Source organism: Streptomyces sp. NPDC057002, from assembly GCF_042673825.1.
Classification (GTDB): Bacteria; Actinomycetota; Actinomycetes; order Streptomycetales; family Streptomycetaceae; genus Streptomyces.
Genome location: NZ_JBHURZ010000003.1, coordinates 812,932 through 837,439, shown reverse-complemented (window position 1 = coordinate 837,439; position 24,508 = coordinate 812,932). Strand labels below are relative to the sequence as shown.

The window sequence follows — 24,508 nt, the reverse complement described above, 5'->3', positions numbered from 1 at the left end:
TGATGCTTTTGTGGTGCCGTACCGCTGGGGGTACAGGTGTGTCGTATGCGGGGCCTGACAGGAGTGAGACTCTGCCGTAACACGACGGGGCAAGGCAATTCTGTGTTGGGTGTGAAAGCTCACATCCCGTTTGACCCAGGAGTTTCACGGAAACTGTCACGCGCGAAGGCGCCGCCCGGCTAGGCTCTTCGCCTTTCCGGACGGCGCCAACTACTGCGTAACCACCACTGCTTGGGGCAGGGCGGTCAGATCTGCCCGTCTTCGAGCATTTCGGTCACAAGGGCAGCGATCTGGGACCTCTCGGACCGGTTCAGGGTCACGTGCGCGAAGAGCGGATGCCCCTTCAGCTTCTCGACGACGGCGACGACACCGTCGTACCGGCCGACCCTGAGGTTGTCCCGCTGGGCCACGTCATGAGTGAGAACCACCCGTGAATTGGCCCCGATCCGGGACAGAACGGTCAGAAGCACATTCCTTTCCAGTGACTGTGCCTCGTCCACGATCACGAACGCGTCGTGCAGCGAGCGGCCCCGGATGTGGGTGAGGGGCAGGACCTCCAGCATCCCGCGCGCGGTGACCTCCTCGATGACCTCCCGGCTGGTGACCGCCGACAGCGTGTCGAACACGGCCTGCGCCCAGGGGCTCATCTTCTCCGCCTCGGAGCCTGGCAGATAGCCGAGCTCCTGCCCGCCCACCGCGTACAGCGGACGGAAGACCATCACCTTCTGGTGCTGACGGCGCTCCAGCACCGCCTCCAGGCCCGCGCACAGCGCCAGCGCCGACTTTCCGGTGCCGGCCCGGCCGCCCATGGAGACGATCCCGACGTCCGGGTCGAGCAGCAGGTCGAGCGCGATGCGCTGCTCGGCGCTGCGGCCCTTGATGCCGAACGCCTCACGATCCCCGCGTACGACACGGATGTTGCCCTCGGGCGTGACCCGGCCGAGCGCCTTGCCGCGCTCCGACTGGATGGTGAGGCCCGTGTGCACCGGGAGGTCGGCGGCCTCGGGGACGTAGACGTGCCCCTCCTCGAAGAGGATGTCCACCTGTTCGCCGGGCAGGGTCAGTTCGGACATTCCGGTCCAGCCGGAGGAGTCCGTGATGGCGAGTTCCGCGCGGTACTCCTCGGCGAGGAGACCCACGGACGACGCCTTGATCCTGAGCGGGAGGTCCTTGGACACGACGGTGACGTCGAAACCCTCGGCCTGCAGATTGCGGGCGACCGCGAGGATGCGGGAGTCGTTGTCCCCCAGGCGATAGCCGCTGGGCAGCACGCTGGGGTCCGAGTGGTTGAGCTCGACACGGACGGTCCCGCCGAGGTCCCCGGTAGGAATCGGGGAATCCAGGCGGCCATGGCGAATCCGGTAGTCGTCGAGCAGACGGAGGGCCTGCCGGGCGAAGTAGCCGAGTTCGGGATGGTGCCTCTTGGCCTCCAGTTCCGTCACCACGACGATGGGGAGCACGACCTCGTGCTCGTCGAAGCGGCTCAGGGCGTTGGGGTCGGCCAGCAGAACGCTGGTGTCGAGGACATAGGTGCGCCGGTCTGGCTTGTGGCGCTTTGCGCTGGTCACCACGGAAGGACGTACCCCCTCGGAAGAGGTCGGGGAGCGACGGAGTGGAGCTGGACCGGTCGTCGGCCGCCCTGCGCGGGCCGAGAACCGGCCCTCCGCCTCTTCGTCCGTGCTGTGACCGCACGATCGGGCTGGTGCAAAGGGCCTCCCGGGCGGACGGCCCCGTGCCGTCCGCTGAGATCCGACACCCGTGGTTCGGGCGTCGACCTGACTGGCTTATGCCCTCGAACGAGCCGCGCCATGCCACGGCATATGACGGCGAGCCGGTGAACTCCGTGTTACGTGCGTCTTCGGAGGGGTACCGGGAAGCGTTGCGACGTGCGGTGACCAGGGTGCCCGGGCAGCCGCCGGGCGGCGTACGGCCTCCCGGAAAAGTTCAGCGTTGTACGGCTCAGCCGCCGAAGCGCCGGTGGCGGGCGGCGTAGTCGCGCATGGCGCGCAGGAAGTCGACCTTGCGGAAGGCCGGCCAGAACACGTCGCAGAAGTAGTACTCGGAGTGCGCGGTCTGCCAGAGCATGAATCCGGACAGCCGCTGCTCGCCGCTGGTGCGGATCACCAGGTCGGGGTCGGGCTGGTCGCTCGTGTAGAGGTGACGCCCGATCATGTCGGTGTCGACGGCCTCGGCGAGCTCCTCCATCGAGGTGCCCTTCTCCTGGGCGTCGAGCAGCATCGAGCGCACGGCGTAGGCGATCTCCTGGCGGCCGCCGTAGCCGATGGCGACGTTGACCAGTATCCCGTCGACGTGCGCGGTGGTCTCCTCGGCCTCCTTGAGGACCGTCTGCATCCCGGAGGGCAGCAGGTCGGGAGTGCCCACGTGGTGCACGCGCCAGCGGCCGTCGGCGGCCAGGGTGCGCACGACGTCCTCGATGATGCCGAGCAGCGGGCCGAGCTCGTCCTGCGGCCGGTCGAAGTTGTCCGTGGACAGCAGCCAGAGGGTCACGACCTCGACGTCGGTCTCACTGCACCAGCCGAGGAACTCCTCGATCTTTCCGGCACCGGCCCGGTGACCGTCGACTGTGCTGGAACCGGCGGCCTTCGCCCAGCGTCGGTTGCCGTCCATGATGACGCCGATGTGCTTGGGCACCTGAGCGTGGTCCAGGTGGCCTTCCACCCGGCGTGCGTACAGCCTGACCAGCAGGCCACGCAGCTTGTCGCGCAGGTTCACGTGATTGTCAGCCCCTCCGTAAGGATCGGACAGGCCGCGATGTGCGGCCCGGTCGTGGCCGCGGGCGGTCCCTGCCCGTGCGGCAGTCCCCGGAGGCGAAGCCTACCCCCGCTGTGCCCCCGGGCCGCCAACGGGTGCGGAGCGAGGGATTCCGGCCGGTGCCCCGGCCTGCTCCCGCCCAGAAAAAAATCGGGCCGGTCCGTGGGGGGGAGACGGACCGGCCCGAGGGGGGGTTTCCACCATAACCCTTCGTAAGTGATGCTGCGTGCATCGGCGTGCCACAACTACTCTCCGGAGCCACCCGGCGACGGGGCGACGCCTGCGGAAGCCCTCGCTCATGGCTTGTTCTTGACCGAAATACGGCCGATACGCAGCGAAATCGGGCACCCCCGGGCAGGGTCCGGGGGATTTGACGCACCTTGAGACCCGCTCGGCGAGTTGTCCCCGGCGTCCCTCCGACGGGTGACCCGGCTGCGAACGCCGGCTTGACCCCGGAGCGGCCTCGTCGCCGGCTCAACAGGGAGGCCCTGGCACCGCGCAGCCCCCTCCACGGCGCGGTACCGCCCGCGCAGCTTTGCTGACGCGAATTACCTTGGTCTGAACTTACGTGAGCCGTGGCATCGAAGGCGAGCCGCGGGCGATAACGATGTGAAAAACACCGGCGGAAGTTGCGCAAGTGGAGTGAGTGAAAGGAGTGACCCACCTTCGAGGGCCCAAGAGGACAGCTTCTGTCCTCATTCACGCCTAACGTCGCCCCATGACGACGACCGTGAGGATCACATGGGACGCCGCGAGCGCACGGCGGGCGGAGCGGCAGTTCCTGGCCAGACCGGCCGGGAGCGGCACACCGGTCGCCGAGGTGGTCGGCACGATGGCCGGCGCGCACGCGCAGGTGCTGTCCGCGGCCGAGGTCTCGGTGGGAGTGCGGACGGCCGGACTGACGCGGGCGGACGTACGGACGGCGCTCTGGGACGACCGGTCCCTGATCAAGACGTACGGTCCGCGCGGCACGGTGCATCTGCTCCCGGCGGATGAACTCCCCCTCTGGTCGGCCGCCCTGACGGCGGTTCCGACCGGGCCGAGCCCGTTCCCGCCCGAAGTGCGGCTCACCGAGGAGCAGGCCGGCCAGGTCGTGACGGCGATCGGCGACGCGCTCGACGGCAGATGTCTGACCCTCGACGAGCTGACCGAGGAGATCGTCGCCCGTACGGGCCCGTGGGCCGGTGACCGGGTGATGCCGGCGTTCCAGGACCTGTGGCCGCGCTGGCGGCAGGTGATGCACCGGGCGGGCTGGGCGGGCACGCTGTGCTTCGGCCCGAACCGCGGCCGCAAGGCGACGTACACGCGCCCGCCGCGCGCGGAGTCCGTGGCCGATGCGCTGGCCGACGCGCTGGGCACCTTCGTACGCCGCTATCTGCACGCCTACGGACCGGCCACGCCGCAGCACTTCGCGAAGTGGCTCGCGGCACCGCCCGGCTGGGCCACGACCCTGTTCTCAGAACTGGCCGCCGCGGGCCGTATCGAGGAGGTCGACTTCGAGGGGACACCGGCGTGGGTGGCGGCGGGCGACACCGATTTCCCGGACGGGCCCGCCCGGGGTGTGCGGCTGCTCCCCTACTTCGACGCGTACGTCATCGCCGGGCAGCCCCGCGAGCGGCTGTTCCCCGGGGAGGCGTACCGGCGCGCTCTCGCGGGCGGCCAGGCGGGCAACTATCCGGTGCTGCTCGTCGACGGTGTGGCGGCGGGGGTGTGGCACCAGCGGCGGCGGGGCCGTCGTACGACCGTCACGGTCGAGCCGCTCGGCCGTCTGACGGCACGGCAGGAACGGGAGCTGGGCGAGCAGGCTGAGCGGGTGGGTGAGGTGCTGGAGGCTACGGCGGAGTTGGTGGTGGGGGAGGTGGGGGTGGGGCCGCATGCGTGAGCCGGGGTGGGGTGGGGGTGGGGGTGGCTTGGGTGACCCGGGGTGAGGTGACGGTGGGGCCGGCTTGGGCGATCAGAGGTGAGGTGACGCTCGTTCCGGCTTGCACACTCAAGGGCGAGGTGACGCTGGATTCCGCTTGCGGGCGTCGAAGAGGTGGCGGGTGCTGTGGGCGACGAAGGGCCCCTCGGTCCGGATCCGCTCGTGCAGCGTGCGGAGCTGCGGCTCGTACGCCTCGACGGTGAAGCCGGGAACCATCCAGACGACCTTGCGCAGGAAGTGCACGACCGCGGCGATGTCGTGGAACTCCATCCGCAGCCGCTCCGCCCGCAGCTCGACGACGTCCAGCCCGGCGGCCTCGGCATCGGCGCGCTCACGGTCGGGACGGCGCCCGCCGCGCACATCGTCCGGCTGGGGCCCGAGGAAGTGCTCGACGAGTTCGAAGACGCTGGCCGGCCCGACGTGCTGGGCGAAATAGGTCCCTCCGGGCTGGAGGACCCGGGCGATCTCCTCCCAGTGCGGGCGGACGGGATGCCGGCTCACGACCAGGTCGAAGGCACCGTCGGCAAAGGACAGCGGGGCGTCCTCGGGGGCGGCGACGACCACGACTCCACGCGGCCGGAGCAGCGCGGTCGCCTTGGCGACGTTGGGCGGCCAGCCTTCGGTGGCGACGGCGAGCAGGGGCTGGGTCGGGGCCGTATGAGCATCCGGGGCCGAATGATTCTTCAGGGCCGTACGAGCAAGGGCGAAGTCGAGGACTTCCCCTCCGCCGGTCTGGATGTCGAGCACGGCACGCGCCCGCCCCAGCCTCCCGGCCATCGCCGTCGCATACCCCCAGGACGGCCGTGCCTCGGTGGCCCGCCCCTCGAACCAGGAGAAGTCCCAGCCTTCCGTGGGGACGGAGGCCCCTTCGGCGACGAGGTCCTCGAAGGTACGGTCCGGTCGCGGATGCTCAGGCCTCACTCGCCCTCCCCTTCTCCCTCTCGGGGGAGGACGAGCACGACATGCTCGTCGTCTCCGTGCCGGACGACGCCGTCGCGGCGGAAGCCCTGCTTCTCCAGGAGCCGAACGGAGCCGGTGTTCCCGCTGAAGGGGTCGGCGTACAGAGGCCGGTTCTGTTCCCGCTCCAGGAAGAGGGCCAGGGCCCGGCTGCCGATGCCGCGTCCCCAGTACGGGCGTCCGAGCCAGTACCCGAGGAAGCGGCGGTCCCCGTCCCACCAGGCGACGATATTGCCGGCGACGTCTCCGTCCACGGTCACGGTCCGCACGAAGACGGTGTCGTCCCCGAGGACGTTGGCCTTCCAGTGCCGCATGAACGCGTCGCGCGGCCGGGGCGTGAACCTCGACCGCTGGGCGGCTTCCGGTTCATGCTCGTACGCCAGGAAGAACTCCAGATCGGCTTCCACCACAGCTCGCAGCCGCACGTCCACGTCGTCACCGCTCATGCCGGGAGTACTCATGCCCGGAGTCTCGCAGCCGCCACTGACAACGGCCCCGAAGGAGGCGGTCCGGCCCTCAGGGAACGAGCGGACGCACTTCCTCGGCGACGAACCGCACGAACCCCTCCGGGTCGGGCTCGTCCCCGGTCGGTTGCAGCACCACGGTGTCGGCCCCGGCCTCGGCCAGCCGCTCGACGGCCTTGGCCACGGCACCGGCGTCCCCGGCGACCCCGAGATCCGGAACGGACTCGAGCCCCTCGTCGGCCAGCTCGGCACGGAGCCTTTCGGCGGCGCCGGCCCCGGTCGCGGTCAGCAGATACACGACGACCTGGTGCGGCCCGCCCCCTCGCCCGGCAGCCTCCCGCCCCCCATCGATGAGCTGCCGCGCCTTGCGCACGCCCTCGGCATTGGTGGTGGCGGTGAGGATCGTCCCGTCGGCGGCCTCCCCGGTGAGCCGCAGCGACCGCGGCCCGGTGGCCCCGGCCAGCACGCCGCCTCCCCCACCCTCCGGCGGCCAGTCGAGCGCGACATCGTCCAGCTTCACGTACCGCCCCTCGGTACTCACCCGCTCCCCTCCCAACAGGGCCCGGAGCGCAACAAGATGCTCCCGCAACAACGTCACCGGCGACTCGACCCGCGCCCCCACCTGCCCCATCCAGTCCTGCACCCCATGCCCCACACCGACGATCACCCGCCCCGGGAACATCCGGTGCAGCGAGGCCACCTCCATGGCCGTGACAGCAACATTCCGCAACGGCACAGGCAACAGCCCGACCCCGACCCGCACCCGCTCGGTCCATGCGAGGGCCGCGGCTGCGGTGGAGATACCACCTTCACGAAAGCAGTCTTCCCAGAGCCAGAGTTGGTCGAGGCCTGTCTCATCGGCGAGCTGGGCAACGGAGCGAAGTCGTTCTGGGGCGATTTGCGGACGAAAGACAGCGCCGAGTTCGGTCATGCTGCTCTTCCTACCCCGGCCGGGAGGGGACGAACTGCCCATCTGGTCCAGGAGTCCTACGCATCGGCCAGGGGCGATTCGAAGCTTGTGAGTTCCGCAATCCGTTGCAGGATCTCGCGGTACTGCTCACGTCGCTCCACCTCCGGCGTGCTCATCATCAGGACCGCCATGCGCTTGCAGTCGGGGTGCGGAAGGTAGGCATAGATTTGGAGCAATGGGGTCGGCGGAAGACCGGATTCGGGAGCCGGCGTGCGAACCGTCTCGCCCATTGACGCGGGACCACTGGGCAGGTCCAAGTACTGGATGTGGGAGTGCTGCTCCGCTGTGGCCACTGCACGCGCCGCGCTGACGCCCCGTGGGGACCACGCGATGTCTCGCCAGGACACCGTGAACAGGGAGTGGAGGATTCTCCCACTCCGTCCCTCCACGTCGTCGCGGTGCACGCCCAGGGAGCAGTGGACCGTACCCACCTCACGCAGTGCACGAAGGAGTTGCTGACTCGATGCCAACTGGGCAACGAACTGCTGACGGGTGACGCCGTCCGGAACGGCTTCGACAAGCGGAGCGAGTGCTTCCCGGAGCCGGTTCGCCTGGGCAGAAGCGGGCGGGGCGAGGAGAATGTCGAGCGGCAGCTCGGTGAAGCCGCCGGGTACGGCGAACCAGATGCCGGAGCTGGGGTCCTTGACGGAATCAGCGATGAGGACGCGAGATGTCATAGCGGGATTTCCGGACTTGGCTGAGGGAGGGATCAGGAGCGGGCCGGGCGTACGCCTGCTCGGCGACCGCGTTCAATATCCTCGGCAGTGGCTCCCCAGTCCGCGACAGAACGGCGGCCTCCGTCCGACCCCGTCTGCTGGCTCAGGAAGCGGAAGCGGCGGGGCGTCGGCTCGTCGGGGGCGGGCGCAGCGATCACGCCGATGAAGCGAGGGTCACCCGCGAACCACACCACGGCGATCTGGGCCTTCAACTCAGGCGTCGCACGAGGAGCCATCCGCCGGTGCCACCAACCCACTCCCCAGTGCCGGGGAAACACCATGGTCAGTCGATCGTCCGGGCGGGCCGGGTTCGGAAACTCGAACCATCCGTGCTGCCTGCCGACGACGTCGGGCCGATCGGCGAGCCCGTGCGGGGCGTCGCTGTACAGGCGCCATGGGTATTCCTGCAGGACGCGTCTCATCTGAAAGACGACAGGAAGAACGAAGAGCTGGAGGAACGCGCGGTAGAAGCTGTACAGCAAGAACGGTACGAAGAGGATGGTGTACCCGGGAGAGAGGAACACCACCAGAATCGCCAGCAGGGCCACCCACAGGGCGATCCAGCCGAGTAGAGCGAGCGCGTTGACGGCCAATTGTTTCAGCCAGGCGCGCCGGGTCGGCGGGTGCTCCCAAGCAAGGGAATAATCCGTGGGGTTCATGTGAGCCTTCTTGTCCTCCGGGTCAGAACACGTGCTGGGCGAGATCGATCAGGGCTCCGCCATCCAGGATGGTCCGTGCACCGTCAATACCGGTACCGGTGTCCTTCGCTCCGTCGTTGTCCAATTCGTCCACCGCACTGGACACCAGACCGTACCCGGCGGTCACGACGCCGAGTGAAGCGGAGGTGATCTCGACGACCTCTCCGGCACGGGCGGAGTCGCGAGCCCCACGCACCACCAGGTTCAGGGCCGGATTGCCGAGGTTGGAGATGGCCTTGGCTTCACCGACGGTCTTGCTGCCCAGCGTCGTCAGAACCTTCCCGAGGGTGACCGCTTCCTCACCGGCCTGGAGGGCCCTCATCGTCCCACGGACGCCCACGCCGACGGCACTCACGCCCGGAACGGCTCCCAGGACGTCGCCGCCGATACTGACGACGTTTCCCCAGAAGTCGGAGTCCAACTCGCCTTTGGTAATGCCATCTGCGAGGGAGGCGCGCACTTTAGGATCGGACAGTCGCACAGTGAGAGCAGTGGCGCTCAATGCCGCTGCCGCCAGCAACAGAACGGCTGCGGCCATGCCGCCCGTGGCCACGAACAGCGCCACCAAGCCGATGACGCCCGCGGTGAAGCTCAGGATGTCGGGCAAGTTCTCGACGAACCACTCTCCGAATTCCTCGAGCCACCCCGGCTCATGCGGCGCCAGCTTCTTCGTGGCGTCGCGGACCTTTCCGGCGCGGTACCGGGCCTTGGTCTCGTGTTCCTCCGCGAGCTTCTTCGCCCTGCCAATGATCTTGTCGAGCTCGGCCTGGGCTTCTTCTACTGCAGTGTTCGCACTACTCAGGCTCTTTTGAGCTTCGTTACCCTTGTCGCCCTTTTCGTCGAGATCGGAGGAGTTCTTTGCCTTTTCGGCGTTCCCCTTGGCCGCGCCTACAGCAGCCTGTGCGTCCTTGGCATCCTGCTCCAACTTCTTTGCCCGGCGCTGAAAGTCGTCGAGTTCACCCTTCCAGCGGTCAAGCTGCCGGGCGGCCTTGCGTACGGAGTGCGCGGCGTTCTTCAAATTGAGCGGGAGGGGCCCGTCGTCAAGCTGCTCACGAAAGGCGACAGCTGCATCGCCCTTCCAGTAGCTGCCGTCCATGAGCTTGGTGACAAGCTCATGCGTCTCCTGCAGGGTCTTGGCGCAGTTGGTAAATTTCTTGGACAGGACGCGGACCGTGTCGGTGTCACCCGGTGTCGGGTTGAAACCCAAGTGAGGATAATCGGGATTGGGAATAGGCGGGGAGGACTTGAGCCCCTGAGGCAAATCACCGTTTCGGGCTGCCGGCGAGTTGACGTAGGGCGGCCGTTCGATACCAGGCGTGACCGTCACTTCTTGTCCACCGCCTTGCCGCCCCTGGCCTTCTTCAAGGCTTCTTCCAGCGCCTTGTCGACTTCCTCGTAGCTGTCCTTGCTCTGTTCGATAATCTTGGCAAGATCCTCAGTCTGCTTGCCAATCTCTTCAGTGCCGTACTTCCAGTCCTCCTGGAAGTCCTCGCACGCCGAGTCCAGATCATCTGTACCCAGACCGGTGACGGTGGCATCACTCAGGGCCTTGCGCAGACCCTTCAACGAATCACTCGATCTATTCAAAAGCTTCATGAAATGTGCGAGTTCGCCTCCGTCTACCGCGAGTCGGTCAGCCATGTGCCGCTGCCCTCTCCCCACTCTGAACCGCGTGCATGAGGCAGCGACTCTACCTTCGTCACCCTTGAAGCAAGGCGGGCGATCGCTCCCCGAGGAAAGCGATCGCCCGTACGTAGGACCTCAAGATCGTCAGCGGTTGACGGACTGGATCTCCTGCACGACGACGTCCTGCGTCGCGCCGAACGTCCCGTCGGGGAGGTTGCCGCCCGCGCCGCCGCTGCCGGTCCAGTTGATTTTCCAGGTGACGGTGGCCTGGAGCGGGTATGTGCCGTTGCCCGAGGAGCGCAGGTACCTCACTCCGCAGGGTGGGGTCTGGTCGGCCTTGCCCTTGGCGTAGGGCTCGCCGATGCGGCCGTTGTTGATCTCGCAGACGCCGGAGGCCGGGTAGGTCACGGCGTCCTTGGTGCCCGGTTCGATCCTGAGCGACTGCGGTACGGCGGTCGCGGTCGCCGTGATGCCGATGACCGGCACGGACGCGGTGACGGAGACCGGCTTGAAGTCGGCGGCGTCCAGCCAGGACCAGGTCGGCAGGTTGACCTTGGTCGCGGCGGCCGGTGCCAGGGTGACCTTGGTGCCGGGGACGCGGATCTCCGCGTACGCGAGGTCGGCGAGGATCTTGGGAGTGACGGCGTTCTCGACGTCGGCGGGCGGGGGGTCGCCCTGGTCCACCCAGAAGGGGGGCTCCTCGCAGGAGTCCCATCCGGGAGGGAAGCTCTCGTCTACGTACGAGTCCCAGAAGTATCCCTTGCCGGTCTTTTCCTTGTTGAAGTCCTTGTACGGGTGCCCGTTGACGTAGCGGTCGCGTTGCTCGGCGTCCCACTGGTACCCCGTCGAACCGGCCTCCCAGGTCGGCTCCAGGGTCTTCTGCAGCTGCTCCGGCGTGTACTTGGGGGCGTACCAGCAGGGCGGTGGCGTCCAGGACGTGGTCGAGGTCAGGGCGCCGGTGGAGTTGCCGGTGCCGTTCTCGGAGCGGTCGAAGACGACGCCGCCTACGGTTACGGAGACGGTGCCGTCCTTGCCGGCATTGGCCTCTTGGTTGGCGCCTTGTGTGTCGCCGCCCAGGGTGTCGTCGGCACGCGCCACGCCGGGAAGTGCGAGGAGGAACCAGCAGGCGCCGGCTATGACCACCGCAGAGAGCTTCTTCAACGGACATGTCATGGCTGACACTTGGGGCTCCCACTCTGCGAAACCATCTTCTGGACCGCCCAGACACCCTTGTCGTTCTTCTTGAGCGAGGTGTGGTAGATGACGTAGCTCTTGGCGGTTACGTCGGTCCTCTTGACCTTGTCCGTCTTGAGGTACTTCACATAGGCCTTGCCCTGGTCCTCGCAGTAGCTGAGGGAGGCCGTACCGTCTTTGTCGACTGCCACTTCGGGGGCGTAGAAGCGGTAGACGCCGGTGATGGATGCCTTGTGGTCGACGTAGTTCTGGATGAACTTTTGCGTGGAGGCTGCCGCCTCGCCCTCGTAGTAATGGAGGTACGGCTTGTCGAGCGCGTCCTGATTGACGATCGCCAAGTCCACAGCCTTGATGGACTGCTCGCCGTCCGCCAGGATCGCGTCCTTGTCCTTGTCCCCTGTCTTGGGCCAGTCGAAGGTGTAGGACAGGTCGGACGGCAGGTCGATCTTCGGGCGTTCGGCGGAGGACGCGTCGGAGGCGGTCGGGGAGGCCGACGTCTCGCTTCCCGAATCGGCGCCTGCGATCTTGTCGTTGTCCTTGCTCTTGGAGCTGTCATCGCTCCCGCACGCGGACAGCGTCAGGGCCGCAGCGGCGGTCAGCGTGAGCGCTGCGAGGAAGGTGGGGCGGCGGTTCACGGTCGGCTCCCGGTCAGAGGCGAGGCTTCTCTTGAGCGAACCAAAGCTATACAGCGGGGTGGAGCCGCACCAGGGTGAAGGTTGTCAACTGGCGGGGTGTATGGGGAGGAATCGGCGATTCGCCGACCAGTATGAGCCGTAACGGTTGCATAACGCACTGATTTGTCGGCCCATTGGGGTGCTGTACGGGGCGTTTCAGTCATGAACCAGCAAAGGGCTTGGGTCCGTGGGCCTATGTGGGGCCTACTCCCCTACGGATACGTTCGGGTTCGGACAGCCGGTGGCATGGAGCAGGTGACGCGGTCGGAGGTGGGCCCGTATGGGGCGGCGCTGGCGGGATGGGCGTGGGGAGTTGCTCGTGAGCGGCGGCGGTGGAGAGCCTTCTGTCCGTGTTCCGTTGGAGATCGCCGCCTCGTACCGGGCCCGCACGAAAGGGCTGTTGGGGCGGGACTTCATCGACGGGGCGATTCTGCTCTCCCCCGCCAACAGCGTGCACACCTTTCGTATGCGCATGGCGATCGATGTCGCCTATCTCGATCGGCACCTTCGCGTCATCGCCGTGCGCACCATGCGGCCGGGGCGGTTGGGGATGCCTCGGCTGCGGGCGCGGCATGTGGTGGAGGCGGGGGCGGGAGTGATGGGTGAGTGGGGGGTGCGGGAGGGTGCCCGGGTGGAGGTCCTCGTGAGTGAGGGTTAGGCGTTCTGTCCGTCTAGGGCGCGGCGCCGCTCAACCACTGCTGCTTTGACCGGCACTTGGGGCTCCCACTCTGCGAGGTGGTCTTGCCCTGGCCCCTGGGCTGCGCACCGCGCCCAGCAGTTCGATGGCCGGGGCGGCACCGATGTCCTCGGCTACGCAGCGCTCGGCCAGTCCCACCGCCCAGTCGGCGAAGCGGCCCGGATCAAGGTCGAGAAGCAGCCAGCGGAACACCGAGTCGGCGATGTCGTCCCGCAGCGACGGAATCATGGCCAGCATCGCCACTTCGACATGCCGGACGACGTGCCGCTGCAGCGGATACAGCTGCGGTCGATCTCGCCACTCGCTGACAAGCTCGTCAACGCCGGTCCAGGTCACCTGGCTCGTGTGGGGCATGCGCTTCCCGACGGCCTGATGGAACTCCTCCCACACGTGCCACAGCAGGCCGGGCGACGGCGGCTGAGGCACATGCGGAGTCAGTTCCGGGTCTTCCAGGAGTACGGTCGCCACTCGCCGGGCTTCCGCCAGTCGCTCGTCGGTACGGGGCAGTTCGGCGACCCGATGCCAGTCACACTCGTCCCAGGGCTGCGGCAAGGACCGCAGAGCATGGGGCAGGACGTAGTCACCCTCTGGATCGCGCCACCGCGCGACCTGCGGATCCCACGTCTCCTCCATCTCCTCGGCATTCCCTGACAGCGGCGTGGATTGACTCACCACGGCACCTGCCGAGGGACGCGGTTGCGCCACCAGGGTGTCGTTTCCCCGTTGTCGTCTGGTGTGGGCCGGGTGTCAGTGTGCTCGCTGAATGTCCGGTCGAGTTGGTTGACCGCGTCCCGTAGGGCGTCCGCGTGTGTTTCGCCCAGCTCCGGGAGGAGGCGTCCCAGGGCGTCCCTGGCTTCCAGGTCGCGGTGGAACAGGTTCACTCGGTAATGGCCCGAAGGGGCCCAGTCGGACTGGAGTCGGCGGGTCAGTCTTTCCCACACGCGGAGGTGGTGATGCAGCCGGCCTTCGACGGTCGCTGCCGTGCCTGGGGGGAGTGTGGCGAGAAGGGTGTCGGAGACGGGGGTGGGGATGGGCTCTCTGTCGAGGATCTCCGGGAGGATCTCGATGGTGGCCCGGGGCAGGTCGGGGACCTCCTCCTCGACCGCGTCGATCACGTGCACGGGTGGTTCGTCGTCCGACGACAGCAGACGGGCGCGGACCGACTGTCCCGAAGAGGTCGCCAGCCAGTATGCCGACGGCGGAAGGCCCTCCTCGGCTGGGTACAGGACCAAAACACCCAGCGCTGCCGCCAGGCGTCGTGCGAGTTCGGGCTCGGGTGGCGCCTCGTTGACCAAGGCGTCCTCTACGTAGATGTCCAGGGACAGCGACAGGTCGCCGCGCAGTCTGATGTAGCCGCACAGGACAGGTGCGGCCCAGTCGCGTTGGCTCTGGTCGCCGTCCCGGTCGGCCACGTCCACGTCTGCGCCTTCTGTTCTCACGGCCGCCGCCAGAGCCTCGGCGAGTGACGTGGGAGACACCGGCGGCCCGACCAGCAGCAGGTCATAGATCATCGGTAGGTCCCGTCATACACCTTCTTGACTTTGGCCACGGCCTGAGGGTTGTTGGCGAAGCGCGGATTCTTCGTCAGGGCGGGGGCGTTCACGTCGCCGTTGGCCCTGGCGGTCTCCTTGAGAGCGGCGTACTCATTGCGGCCATCTCTACGATCCCTGGCCCTGAGCCCGGGTGGACACGCCAGGAGTCCTCCGCCCCATAGCTACGGCCGTTGATCTGGCCATGGCGCCCACTCCTGCGCGGTATTCCTCGTCGTGACCGGCAGGCTCGGGTCGAAGGCCAGTCGCGCCAGGGCTTCACGGCTGCCTGGCACGTCATCCATGCGGTAGAGGCACCAGATGGCCTCCTGCACCGCGCTGCCGCACCGGGCGCACCGCTCGGCGAGTTCCGCAGCCCAGAGGGCCGTTGCCGACAGAACAGCCGGTTCCTTGTCGCCTGCCGCTCCTCCGCCTTGCGGGAGGTCGGCGAGCCAGCGGAAGACGGCTGCGGTGACCCGGTCAGCGATCCTTTTGCACCAGATCTTGGCGAAGCACGCGGCGTCCATGCCGCGAAATTCGAACCCCAACGACTGGCACTCGCGCCACGCCTCGTTCATTCGCTCGCGAGTGACCAGCCGTGGGTAGGGCATCAGGGCACGCACCACCTCGGCGATGGCGCTGCAGTCCGCCGGAGCGTCACTGCACATCTGCGTGTCATCCGGCACCCGCTCGACAGTCAGACACGCCTCCAGTGCTGAACGCGCCTGGGCGAGGCCGTGGGAATCCGGCGCGGTCGCTCCCCAGCCGAAGTCGTTCTGCCAGGAATACGGAAGGCCCTGCAGCCCTTCGGGCAGCAGCGGCTCCTCGTCGCGGGTGCCTTCTCGGGCCCGGACCTCGTACACCGAACGGCGCAGCCCGAGAAGTTGGGAACACACATACGGGCGGAAGTCCCGGACCTCGTCGTCGTTTACGAGCTCCCTCAGGACCTGTTCGCCGCGCGGACGACCGAGCGAGACAAGCACGCGCACCGCCGCCTCGACCGCCACGCCGACCCGCACGAACGCGGCTGCGAGCAGCGCGGCGTCTTCAGCCTCCCCATCGGTCTGCAATCCGGCGGTGATTGCAGACCGATGAGAGAGAAGGCGTCGTACACCAGGGCCTGCCGCACCGAGGCGGCCCACTCCGCCGCCACTCCGTCGACCCACTGTTCAGTCGGTGGCTCAGGCACCGTGGGGATCCCCATGTCAGCCCAGGCTCCGACCACCTGCACCACTCGCTCCCGAGTGACCTGAGACGTGGTCGGCATGACTCGGGTCAGCCAGGCGTCTGCCTCGTCCAAGGTGTGGTCATCGCGGTCGTCGTAGAAATCCCGTAGTTCCTCGTCCCAGTCGTGCACACTCTGCCGTCGGTCGGGCAGGCACGCGCGCAGCACGTGCCGGGCCTGCTCACGTCTCTCCTCCGTGGGGACAAGTGCCTCCAGAGTCTGAGACCTGCGGTATGTCAGATCGTGCCAAGGCGGTGGCAGCTCGCGCATGGCAGCGGGCAGCAGGTAAGTGTCCACAAGTCGCTCTCCGTCCGCGCCCCGGCAGCATCCCGAGCGTACGGCTCATCGGGCACATCAAGGCGGGCAAGGCCGACCACCTGCTGGAGGCCCCCACTGGGAGCCTGCCTCCGCCGCCTCGGAGAGCAGTCGCGTCGCCTCGGCCACTGCGACGTTCCGGTCGATGTAGCGCATGGCGAGGTCCAGGGCCCACTGAGCGAAGCAGCCCTCCCGCCACAGCCATTCGAGCATTCCCCGTGCCAGATGTGCGGCAATGCGCGCAGCCCACCGCTCGGCGAACGCCTCGGGGTTCGTGTCCTCCAAGTCGATGCCCAGTCGCTCACACTCGTACCAGGCCCAGATCAGACGCTCCCGCGTGACCAACCGCGCGTCGAGCATCAGGGGGACGAGGACCATCTCGACTTCCAGCCACGCGGGCCGGTCCTCCGCATCGTCCAGCCACTTTCCCTCCCATTCGGGAGGTTCCTCCGAGGCCAGCCGTTCGTCGGGCAGCAGCGCTTCGAGAACGGCCCTCGCTTGGGCGAGGCGCTCCGGTGTCGGTTCGTCCTCCAGCTCCCAGCCGCCGGCCCAGCTGCATGTCAGATCGCGTACCACCTTGGGCAGGAGCAAGTCCTCGCCGTCGGCAGGACGAGCCGCCCGTGCCTCGTAGTCCGGTCTCCTCAGCCTCGCGAGCCACTCGCGGGCCTCCCGACGGTCGCCTTCGGCCACCGACTCGTCCATCACGAGGCGCGCCAGCACCTCCTCACCGTGCGGGCGGCCGAGATCGCGGAGCAGCCAGATGTTGTCGTAGCCACCCAGACCGGCGTGTACGCCCAGCTCGGCAAGCGCGGCGGCCCGGGAAGCGGCCCGGAGCTCACATCGATGCACGGCCTCCCGCAGCGACCACAGCAACCGCTGGACCTTGGACGAAGCCTCCCAGCGTTCCCGCCGGGCCGCGAAGTGTTGACGCTGCTCGTCGGTGAGCGGGAGACCGGGCTCCTCCTGGGCCCGATCCCAGAGGTCCTCCAACTCGTCCGGCCAGCCGCTGTCTCTCGGCGGGGCAGCGGCGAGCGCAGTCTCCAACTCTCCGAGGAGCGCAGTTGCGCGGTCCTCGGGAACCTCCGCGTGCTCCTCGTCGTACGTCATGAGACCCCCAGGTACCCCATCGCGGTCTTCGGATCCTTCATCTTGCCGGAGCTTAGAGCCTCGTACTTCTCCGCCTCGCTCTTGGCATTCCAGGCGTCGTTCATGGCCTTGAGCTGCGCAGGAGTCACCTCCTGGCCGGCGATGCGGGCGCCGACTTCATTTTGGGCCATCCTGGAGGCCGGGGTTCCTGGAGGAGCACCCTCGCCTCGCTTCGGCGGCTTGAACCCGTCGAAGATCTTCTGCCACCCCCTGGTGGAGGCGATCTCGTAGCGGGCGACGCGGCCCGGCTCCGCTCTCTGCCACGCGCCCAGCCTGTCCACCTGTGTGGCTATGGAGCCCTTGGTCGTCGCGTTCCCCGTGTTCTTGACCTCCACGACGTGCACCTTGCCGTCCTTGCCACGGTAGGCCACGTCGGCGTCCGGGATTCCCGTGACGTCGATCTCGCCGCCCAAGCCGTCTGGTCGTAGCGGCGACTCGCGCTTCTTCCTGCGCTCGTCACTGTCGCCGATGTCCGAGTACACCGTGCTGCCATCCGCCGCCTCGCCCCGCGCCATACGCTTCGTAACGTTCGCCTCGGCGAGGTTCTCGGCGAGCTGGTCCTTGGTCTTGGAGTTCAGCACCTTGGCGGCGAGCTTCTCCCTGCTGGTGTTGTGGATGTTCTTCTGGTTCACCAGCTCCGAGACGTCGGCGATGGCGTCCGCCGCCTCCTTCTTGCTGATGTCCTTGGAGTTCGGGTCGACATCGTCCTTTGCCCGCTTGAGCAGGTTCTCGAGCTGGGCCTCCTGCAGGTTGACTTTCTCGCCCTGCGGGAGCCGCTTGTACGCCCTGATCTGCTCCCGCAGCACATCGGCCCGCGCGTCCAGCGCCTCCTGCTGGGCCTGGCGCGCATCGTCGGCGTCGTCGCCCGTGCACTCCTTTCCGCCTCCTTCGGCGACGACGATCCGGCCGCCCTGCGGGGCCGCCAGGACGCCGGTGCCAGAGCCCGAAACTCCGCGCAGGCCGCCGCCGTACGGGACGCGCCCGATCGCGATCGTGCAGCTACCGTTCTTTTCGGCCTTCTTCTTCGCCTCGTCGGCGTGCTTCCTGGCCTCGTCCGCGGCCTTCGTCGCACCGTCGAAGTCGCCCGCCTTGGCCGCCTTGCGGGCCTTCTCGGCCGCGTCGGCCGCCTTGTCGAGGGATTCTCCGACCTCGGCCAGCTTCTTGAACTTGGTGAACTTCGTGATGGTCTTCGGGCTGAAGATGCCGACGACGTTGACCACGGTGTTGCCGATGGAGGCGCCGTAGTTGCCCTTCTCCCAGTTCTCCTTGTCGACGAACGTGTCGATCGCCAGGTCGGACACGAAGTCCTCGGGCGAGTTGACCCAGCCCCATACGGAGGAGAGGTAGTTCCCCTTGTCCCACTCCTTGCCCAACTCGTCGGTCTTGTCGCCCCACCAATTCGTGGTGTAGCCCTTCAGGCCGTTCCAGGTGTCCTTGACCGAGCCGACGGGGTCGCTGACCAAGTCCATGGTGCTGGCCAGGAAGCTCTTGGTCGGGGCCACGAAGAAGCCCCGGACGTGGTCCATGAACGTCCTGTCGTGGCGTTCCTGGTCATGTACGTCGTCCCAGAGCGACTTGTTGTCGAAGGGACCCGGAGCGAGCGGAACCGTGTCGCCCGGCTCCGCGCCCTCATTGGTGATGATCTGGGTCGACGACGCCGGACGGCCGCTGCTGTTGTTGCCGCCCGTGCCACCACCGGCGCCCGTGCCTCCCTGTTCACCAGAACCGCCCTGGGTGCCCGAGCCGCCTTCGGCACCCGTCTCGCCGTTCGCGCCCGTACCACGGTCTGCCCCCGCACCGCCGTCCGCATCCACGCCGCTGTCCGGGTCGGCGCCGTTGCCGCCGTCGGCGCCGGCGTCCGGACCACCGTCGCGGGCATCGTCGTCGTCCCCGGCCGCACCCGTCTCCGTACCATCGCCCTGCGGAGCGGCGCAGGCCGTGCCCGTCACCGAGCAGACCGCCGACTGGATGCCGTCGGCGATGCGCCCGCCGAGGCCGCCCACCGACAGCGCAAGGATGATCGCGGCGACGACCGCTACGAGCCCCGCGTACTCCACTGCGGTCTGGCCGTCGTCCCGGCGCCAGCGGATCATCCTCGCCAGACTGAACGCCCGTCGCTCCTCCCTGTCCTGAGGAGCGGCTTCGAACCACTCCCGCGACCGGGCCCGACGCAACAGCACGATGACCGCCACCGGCATCGCCGCCTGCGTGATGCCTCGCAGATCACCGTGCATCAGCGTGCCGAACGACAGCCACACGATCCACGCCTGTACGGCGATCAGTGCGCGGCTCGTCCACACCCCGCCCCGCCACAGGCGCCGGGCCAGGTAGACCCCCGCCACACTGGGCAGCGAGTCGTACACCAGGATCCCGAAGATCTCCCCGGAGTAGTACGACACCACCGACAGCACGGTGATCACGTACATCACCGTCAGCGCGAACTGCACCCACAGCAGTACCTGCGCCCAGCCCAGTTCCCGTGGCAACGGCGAACGCCGGTCCCAGGAGGGGGTGTTCTGCGCACCCCAAATCCCGTGCGGGGGTATCGAGTTACCGGCACCGGACATGTGTGACCTCGGTTCAGCGGGCGGCATTCAAAGCGGGCGCCCGGCTGAGGCTAATGAGGATCGAACACTGACACATGGGCCCCCGGGCCCACCCTTGGCCCAACTTGAACCGCAGGGCCCGTCCCTGCCTGTGGTGGCGCGAGACGGGCCCCGGTTGAGTGGGTGCTGATGACTCAGGTCTCCGTGCGCGGGAAGGAGACCTCGACCCGGCGGTTCTTCTTGCGGCCGGCCTCCGTGGAGTTGTCCGCGATCGGGTACTGCTCGCCGTAGCCGCGTACCTCGTAGGTGACGTCGGAGTCGGTCAGTTCCTGGTCCAGGACGTTCTGTACGGCGTCTGCGCGTTCTCTGGACAGGACGTCGCCGTGCGCGGAGGAACCGAGGTTGTCCGTGAAGCCGAAGACGCGGATCTTCGTCGCGTTCTGTGTCTTGATCTCCTCGGCGATCGCGGAGATACGGGACTTCGCCTCGGCGCTGAGCTTCGCGCTGTCCTTGCCGAAGAGGACTTCGGCCTGAAGGGCGAACTTGACGTCGGCGTTGGTGTCTTCTCGGCGTTCGTCGCCGCTTTGGTCTTCTACGACCTGTTTGATGTCGAGGACCTTGGGTTCGGCGAGGGTTGCGCCGTCCGGAATCTTCAGGTCCGGGTCGTTCGGATCGAGTTCGACGGGCGCTGTGGCCGTCGCCTCTGTGCCGGGGGGCACGCTGGGGCCTTCATCAGCCCGGGCCGACACGGCGCCGAAGAGGTTCGTGGCGACCAGGACGGTGGCTGCCGTGAGGGTCAGGGCGAGACGGGGTGTTCCCGCCTGAGCTGGGGTGCGGATGACAGTCATGGGGCCCTCATCCGGAGATCGCGATAGTGGCGGTGGGGAAGCCCGGAAGCTGCAGGCCGACGTCGGTCGCATTGGTTGGCGGAGAGGGGAACTGCATAAACACCGGGACGGATTCGCCTGCCTTGAGAGTGGGCAAGCCCGTGGTGGTGAGGGGTCGGCCGTCCGTGTCGCGAAGGACGTAGTAGCGCTTCTTCCCCTTGGAGTCCACCAACGTGGCGCCACCCAGCGAGCTGCCGTTTTTGATGATCTCCGTCTCGTTCCCGCTCAGGTTGGAAGGGACAACCACCGTCTCCGAGCCATCGTTCTTGAGGTTGCCGTTCACCGTGACGAATCCACCGGAGTCGCGCGTGGCGGAGGTGACTTGGAGGAACAGGCCTTGTGGCCCCTTCATCTCGGCCAGCGGCTCCTCAGACGTCCCTTCCTGAGCACTCGGCCTGGTTCCACCGTCTTTGGAGGCGGACGCCGACTTGTCGGGCTTCTTGTCGTCACTTCCACCGCCGCCGCAGCCGGCCACACCGAGGGCCAAGCCAGTCGCAACGGTCAGCGCGACCATCCCCCTGCGGGCCTTCGCAGTGAACCGAATGCTCATCAGTCTGCTTCCTTCATCACTCGTCGTTCGCTTGTCGGTCGGCCAAGTGGACATCGAAGAGGTCCTCGGGTTTCGGGACGGTCTCGGGCTCATCCTCGTCGAGGTCCCATTCCCTGCCGTCCTCACAGGTGAGCGCGGGCAGTGGTTTCTCATTGCCGCCCTCGCCCGGGGGCTCGAACGTGCACAGAGGCTCGATCACGGCGGTGGCGGTGGCGTTGGCCTGGTATTCCGCCGTACCGGGAACAATGGAGTCCCCTACGGACTTGTTCGTTTCGATCTCGACCGTGAAACCCAAGAAGCCTTCCGGCTCACAGCCGTCCACACTGGCATCGTTTTGTGCGGCCAGCTCATGTGCACGCCAGCACGAGGGGACGAGTCCATCTGCGTTGCCGTCGAAGATGGCCTGCCACTTGGTCGGGTCGAGTAGATCCTTCACCCATGCGCCCGCGAGTTGGTCCCGCCTGTCCTGAGCCGCTGCGAGAACTGCCGCGTCGGCCGCCGTCTGGGCGCCGTTCCGATTTGCCGCCGCCTGGCCGACAGCGAAGTAGGCGAATGCGAGAAAGAGCAGGCCCCCCACCACAGTGATGTAGATGGGGAATGCCTGCCCTGCATCGCCGTACCTGCGAAGTCGCGTCAAGGGGCGACCTTGGCAACCTGCGCCTTGATCTTGTCGAGGATCGTCTGCCCGATGTCCGTACCCGTGATAGCCAGCACGATCGCCACCACCACCGCGATGATGCCCAGGTACTCGACCGCCGTCTGCCCCTTGTCGCCGGCGCGGCGCTGCATCGCCGCGGCCGTGGTGTTCTTCCAGCCGTTCACGCGGACCTTGGTCGCGACGGCGGTCTTCAGCATCAGGTCGCTCATGGTGTTCCCCTCCGGTTTCGGCTGTGTCGCTTTCGACAGGAGGAACGTACGGCGGGACATCCCGTCCGTGAGAGGGCCCCAGGGCCCAATTCCGGGCCCAATCGCGCGGGCCCGACCGGCTCTTTGCCCAGACCGTCACCGGAGGTCACCCCAGTCCTCGGTGTGAGTCCGGTGCCGTGCCGATCCATTTCGCGGCGGCCTCGGAGCGGCTGGTGCTGTGGAGTTTGGCGAAGATGCGGTTGATGTGGTTCTTGACGGTCTTCTCGCTGATGAAGCACGTGGCGGCGATCTGCTGGTTGTTCATGCCGGACGCGATGAGGTCCATGATCTCCGCCTCCCTCGTGCTCAGTTGGAACCGCGACCTGTCCGGAGCGGCCGGACGGCCACTCGTCGTCCATCCAGACGATGACTGTCCCACATGCGGTTGCACTTGCGAAAGGTTTTCTGGAGAAATGGGTGAGGGTGGGACGGGGGGCGGGCTGAAAGCCGCTGGTGGAGTGGGTGGTTGAGATTGTGTATGCGGGTTTGCGGAGGGGGAAATTCCGTATGCAGTCGCATTTGATGACTGGCCCAGGCCCTCGGGGAGAGGTGGCGTCGGCGGCTGGTCCTGGCGGAGTTGGGCCAGCAGGGCGCCCGCCGCCGTGGGGGTGAAGTGGGCCCTGCCCTCCTTGATGTCCCGTACGGCCTCGACCAGCTGGTCGGCCGTGAACTCGCCGTGGACCAGGTAGCCGCCCGCTCCTCGGCGCAGTGCCTCCTGGACGATCTCCGACTCCCTGCTGTACGTCAGCATCACGACCGGGGCGATCCCCACCAGGTACGGGAGTGCCGAGATGCCGTCCACGCCGGGCATACGGACGTCCAGGAGGACTACGTCCGGGCGGTGCTGGTGGGCGGCCTCGTAGGCCTGGCGGCCGTCGGCCGCTTCCGCTACGACCGTGATGTCCGCGCGGCCGGAGAGGAGCGCGGTGAGGCCGGCCCGGACCACGGGGTTGTCGTCCGCCACGACGACCCTGAGGGTGCGGCTCGGCTGTGCGGGCCCCGGGAGGTCGGCGAACGGGTTCTGCGGCGGCTGTGGTGCACCGGGGGGTGGGAGTGGGAGCGGCTGGTCCGGCATCGGGGGCCTCCTCTCGTGTCGTGGGTTATGCGGTGGGGGTGGTCAGGGCGGCCAGAGGGAGTTCCAGGCGGACTTCCGTGCCCTGGGGGTGGCCGCCGCGGCCGATGCGGATGCGGGCACCCACCGAGGCGGCGCGTTCGACCATGCCGACCAGGCCGAAGTGGCCCGCCCGGCGGAGTTGTTCGAGCGTGGTGCCGGGCGGGAGGCCGCGTCCGTCGTCGTACACGCTGATGCGGAGCAGGTCGCCGTGGACGCCCGCGCTGACGTCGACGCGGCTGGGGTGTGCGTGGCGGTGGGCGTTCTCCATTGCTTCCGAGGCGATGGTGAGGAGCTGGCGGGCCACCGCGGGTGGGACGGGCGGTACTGAGTGCTCGCCGGTGGGGCGGTAGACGGCGGGAAAGCCGGTGCGGGTGCTGAAGTCGCGAGTGCGGGCGGCGAGTTCGACCAGGACGTCCGTGGCCTGGGCCGGGTCCGATTCGCGGCGTAGGTCCGCCAGGAGTTCGCGGGATTCGGCCGCTGCCCGGCGGGCCGAGCGGGCGACGAGTGCCGCCTGCTGTCTGATCAGGATCGGGTTCATCCGGTCGGCGCCCGTGGAGCCTTCGAGGCCGTCGGCGGCCAGCGCCACACCGTGCAGGGTCTTGGCCACCGAGTCGTGCATCTCGCGGGCCAGCCGGGCGCGTTCGGCGCTGACCGCTTCCGTTACGGCGAGCCGGGCCTGGACGGTGGTGAGGGCCTGGGTGGCCGCGCCGAAGCGGAGCATGAGGTTGCGGAGGCTGGAGCCGACGGCGCCGGCGACGACGCAGAGGCCGGGCAGGAGGGTCGCCTCCGCGAGGCCGGGGGGTGGGTTCTCCTGTGCCGCGTGGATGAGGAGCAGGAGCAGGGCCTGGAGGCTGGCGAAGACGGCCGCGCCTCGCCAGCCGTAGACGAGGCCGGCCAGGAGGGGGGTGCAGACGCTGACGTAGGCGAGGGTGCTGTCGGGGCCTGCGGAGATGAGGAGGAGGGCGCCGAAGAGGGTGTCCGCGGCGAGGAGGGTGGGGTGGCGGAGGAGGAGGGGGCCGAAGCGTTCCCAGTCCCTGAAGAGGGCGTAGGAGGTCATGAAGGTGACGACTACGGCTGCGCCTACGAGGCGGGTGGGGAAGCCCTCGTTGGCGTTGAGGAGTGCGGTGGGGGTGGCCAGGGCGATCATGGCCAGGCGGAAGCCGAAGACCTGTCGGGACAATGCCTGTAGGGCGTTGACCTGGATGTCGATCGCGGGGCTGGTGAGGGTGTCCGTGTCCCGGCCTTCGGCCGGGATGGGGTTACCACCCGCACCGCCCGTGCGGCTTTCGTTGTCGGGTGCGGGTGGCCCCGGCCGGGGCTCGGCGCCGTCGGCGGCTGACCGGCCGTTCGCGTGCGGGACCGGACCGCCCTCCGCCTGCCCCTGACCGTCCCGGACGCCTTGAATCCCGTGAACCCCGTGACCCCCCTCCACCGGCTCCCACCCCGGCGGCAACGCCGGCGTCGCCGACGTCACCGGGATGTCCGGCGCGCCCGTGCGGACGTGGGACGGGAGGACCGTGCCCGCCGGTGGCGTGGTGATCTCCGGTGTCTTGGGACGGCGGCGCAGCAGCCCGGTGCGTTCCCCTGTCATCGACATGCCG

At 68.0% G+C, this 24,508-nt stretch carries 24 protein-coding genes; 2 read left to right on the top strand and 22 right to left on the bottom strand.

Annotated features, from left to right (window positions below):
• Window positions 1-245: 245 nt before the first annotated feature.
• Together ACFT32_RS18635 and ACFT32_RS18630 are read right to left on the bottom strand one after the other, a co-directional pair.
• Window positions 246-1,571, bottom strand: a complete 1,326-nt coding sequence (locus tag ACFT32_RS18635) for a PhoH family protein (RefSeq protein WP_382490237.1) — start codon at window positions 1,569-1,571, stop codon at window positions 246-248.
• A 388-nt stretch (window positions 1,572-1,959) separates the two neighbouring features.
• The gene (locus ACFT32_RS18630; RefSeq protein ID WP_189722993.1) at window positions 1,960-2,733 is read right to left on the bottom strand and encodes an isoprenyl transferase; all 774 of its coding nucleotides are present in this window, start codon (window positions 2,731-2,733) and stop codon (window positions 1,960-1,962) included.
• A 757-nt stretch (window positions 2,734-3,490) separates the two neighbouring features.
• Between ACFT32_RS18630 and ACFT32_RS18625 the strand changes: the two genes are divergently transcribed.
• Window positions 3,491-4,654: a winged helix DNA-binding domain-containing protein gene (locus tag ACFT32_RS18625; protein ID WP_382490235.1), complete on the top strand. Its 1,164-nt coding sequence runs from the start codon at window positions 3,491-3,493 to the stop codon at window positions 4,652-4,654.
• 108 nt (window positions 4,655-4,762) lie between these two features.
• Here ACFT32_RS18625 and ACFT32_RS18620 read toward each other — a convergent pair whose 3' ends face one another.
• From ACFT32_RS18620 to ACFT32_RS18580, 9 genes are all read right to left on the bottom strand, one after another.
• Window positions 4,763-5,614, bottom strand: a complete 852-nt coding sequence (locus tag ACFT32_RS18620) for a methyltransferase domain-containing protein (RefSeq protein WP_382490233.1) — start codon at window positions 5,612-5,614, stop codon at window positions 4,763-4,765.
• Window positions 5,611-6,111 (bottom strand): GNAT family N-acetyltransferase, encoded by a 501-nt coding sequence (locus tag ACFT32_RS18615; protein ID WP_382490231.1) that lies wholly within the window; start codon window positions 6,109-6,111, stop codon window positions 5,611-5,613. Before ACFT32_RS18615 ends, ACFT32_RS18620 begins: the two co-directional genes overlap by 4 nt.
• A gap of 55 nt (window positions 6,112-6,166) precedes the next feature.
• On the bottom strand, window positions 6,167-7,045 hold the full coding sequence (locus ACFT32_RS18610) for an LLM class flavin-dependent oxidoreductase (RefSeq protein ID WP_382490229.1): 879 nt from the start codon (window positions 7,043-7,045) through the stop codon (window positions 6,167-6,169).
• A gap of 56 nt (window positions 7,046-7,101) precedes the next feature.
• Complete coding sequence (locus tag ACFT32_RS18605) at window positions 7,102-7,761, bottom strand: hypothetical protein (protein ID WP_382490227.1); 660 nt, start codon at window positions 7,759-7,761, stop codon at window positions 7,102-7,104.
• Window positions 7,762-7,793: 32 nt separating this feature from the next.
• The gene (locus tag ACFT32_RS18600; RefSeq protein ID WP_382490225.1) at window positions 7,794-8,459 is read right to left on the bottom strand and encodes a hypothetical protein; all 666 of its coding nucleotides are present in this window, start codon (window positions 8,457-8,459) and stop codon (window positions 7,794-7,796) included.
• Between the two features lie 22 nt (window positions 8,460-8,481).
• Window positions 8,482-9,825, bottom strand: a complete 1,344-nt coding sequence (locus ACFT32_RS18595) for a putative T7SS-secreted protein (protein WP_382490223.1) — start codon at window positions 9,823-9,825, stop codon at window positions 8,482-8,484.
• Window positions 9,822-10,139 (bottom strand): hypothetical protein, encoded by a 318-nt coding sequence (locus ACFT32_RS18590; protein WP_382490221.1) that lies wholly within the window; start codon window positions 10,137-10,139, stop codon window positions 9,822-9,824. The genes ACFT32_RS18595 and ACFT32_RS18590 overlap by 4 nt, the downstream gene beginning before the upstream one ends.
• A 129-nt stretch (window positions 10,140-10,268) precedes the next feature.
• The gene (locus ACFT32_RS18585; RefSeq protein WP_382490219.1) at window positions 10,269-11,297 is read right to left on the bottom strand and encodes a hypothetical protein; all 1,029 of its coding nucleotides are present in this window, start codon (window positions 11,295-11,297) and stop codon (window positions 10,269-10,271) included.
• Window positions 11,294-11,953 (bottom strand): hypothetical protein, encoded by a 660-nt coding sequence (locus ACFT32_RS18580; RefSeq protein WP_382490218.1) that lies wholly within the window; start codon window positions 11,951-11,953, stop codon window positions 11,294-11,296. The genes ACFT32_RS18585 and ACFT32_RS18580 overlap by 4 nt, the downstream gene beginning before the upstream one ends.
• 319 nt (window positions 11,954-12,272) lie before the next feature.
• On the opposite strand from ACFT32_RS18580, the gene ACFT32_RS18575 reads away from it, so the two are divergent.
• The gene (locus ACFT32_RS18575; RefSeq protein ID WP_382490216.1) at window positions 12,273-12,650 is read left to right on the top strand and encodes a DUF192 domain-containing protein; all 378 of its coding nucleotides are present in this window, start codon (window positions 12,273-12,275) and stop codon (window positions 12,648-12,650) included.
• Window positions 12,651-12,680: 30 nt separating this feature from the next.
• On the opposite strand, the gene ACFT32_RS18570 is transcribed toward ACFT32_RS18575, so the two are convergent.
• The 11 genes from ACFT32_RS18570 to ACFT32_RS18520 all read right to left on the bottom strand — a co-directional run bounded on the left by ACFT32_RS18570 (window position 12,681) and on the right by ACFT32_RS18520 (window position 24,504).
• Window positions 12,681-13,361 carry a hypothetical protein gene (locus ACFT32_RS18570; protein WP_382490215.1) on the bottom strand — a complete coding sequence of 227 codons (681 nt, stop codon included), beginning with the start codon at window positions 13,359-13,361 and terminating at the stop codon, window positions 12,681-12,683.
• On the bottom strand, window positions 13,358-14,200 hold the full coding sequence (locus ACFT32_RS18565) for a hypothetical protein (RefSeq protein ID WP_382490213.1): 843 nt from the start codon (window positions 14,198-14,200) through the stop codon (window positions 13,358-13,360). The genes ACFT32_RS18570 and ACFT32_RS18565 overlap by 4 nt, the downstream gene beginning before the upstream one ends.
• Window positions 14,201-14,403: 203 nt before the next feature.
• Window positions 14,404-15,288 (bottom strand): hypothetical protein, encoded by an 885-nt coding sequence (locus tag ACFT32_RS18560; protein WP_382490211.1) that lies wholly within the window; start codon window positions 15,286-15,288, stop codon window positions 14,404-14,406.
• A gap of 509 nt (window positions 15,289-15,797) precedes the next feature.
• Window positions 15,798-16,865 (bottom strand): hypothetical protein, encoded by a 1,068-nt coding sequence (locus tag ACFT32_RS18555; RefSeq protein WP_382490210.1) that lies wholly within the window; start codon window positions 16,863-16,865, stop codon window positions 15,798-15,800.
• Window positions 16,862-19,390 carry a hypothetical protein gene (locus ACFT32_RS18550; RefSeq protein ID WP_382490208.1) on the bottom strand — a complete coding sequence of 843 codons (2,529 nt, stop codon included), beginning with the start codon at window positions 19,388-19,390 and terminating at the stop codon, window positions 16,862-16,864. Before ACFT32_RS18550 ends, ACFT32_RS18555 begins: the two co-directional genes overlap by 4 nt.
• 254 nt (window positions 19,391-19,644) lie before the next feature.
• Window positions 19,645-20,298: an OmpA family protein gene (locus ACFT32_RS18545; RefSeq protein ID WP_382490206.1), complete on the bottom strand. Its 654-nt coding sequence runs from the start codon at window positions 20,296-20,298 to the stop codon at window positions 19,645-19,647.
• A 7-nt stretch (window positions 20,299-20,305) separates the two neighbouring features.
• Window positions 20,306-20,887 (bottom strand): hypothetical protein, encoded by a 582-nt coding sequence (locus tag ACFT32_RS18540; protein ID WP_382490204.1) that lies wholly within the window; start codon window positions 20,885-20,887, stop codon window positions 20,306-20,308.
• Between the two features lie 16 nt (window positions 20,888-20,903).
• Window positions 20,904-21,524: a pilus assembly protein TadG-related protein gene (locus ACFT32_RS18535; RefSeq protein ID WP_382490202.1), complete on the bottom strand. Its 621-nt coding sequence runs from the start codon at window positions 21,522-21,524 to the stop codon at window positions 20,904-20,906.
• On the bottom strand, window positions 21,521-21,754 hold the full coding sequence (locus ACFT32_RS18530) for a hypothetical protein (protein WP_382490200.1): 234 nt from the start codon (window positions 21,752-21,754) through the stop codon (window positions 21,521-21,523). The genes ACFT32_RS18535 and ACFT32_RS18530 overlap by 4 nt, the downstream gene beginning before the upstream one ends.
• Window positions 21,755-21,899: 145 nt before the next feature.
• On the bottom strand, window positions 21,900-22,868 hold the full coding sequence (locus tag ACFT32_RS18525; RefSeq protein WP_382490198.1) for a response regulator: 969 nt from the start codon (window positions 22,866-22,868) through the stop codon (window positions 21,900-21,902).
• A gap of 25 nt (window positions 22,869-22,893) precedes the next feature.
• Window positions 22,894-24,504 (bottom strand): histidine kinase, encoded by a 1,611-nt coding sequence (locus tag ACFT32_RS18520; RefSeq protein ID WP_382490197.1) that lies wholly within the window; start codon window positions 24,502-24,504, stop codon window positions 22,894-22,896.
• Between the last annotated feature and the right edge of the window lie 4 nt (window positions 24,505-24,508).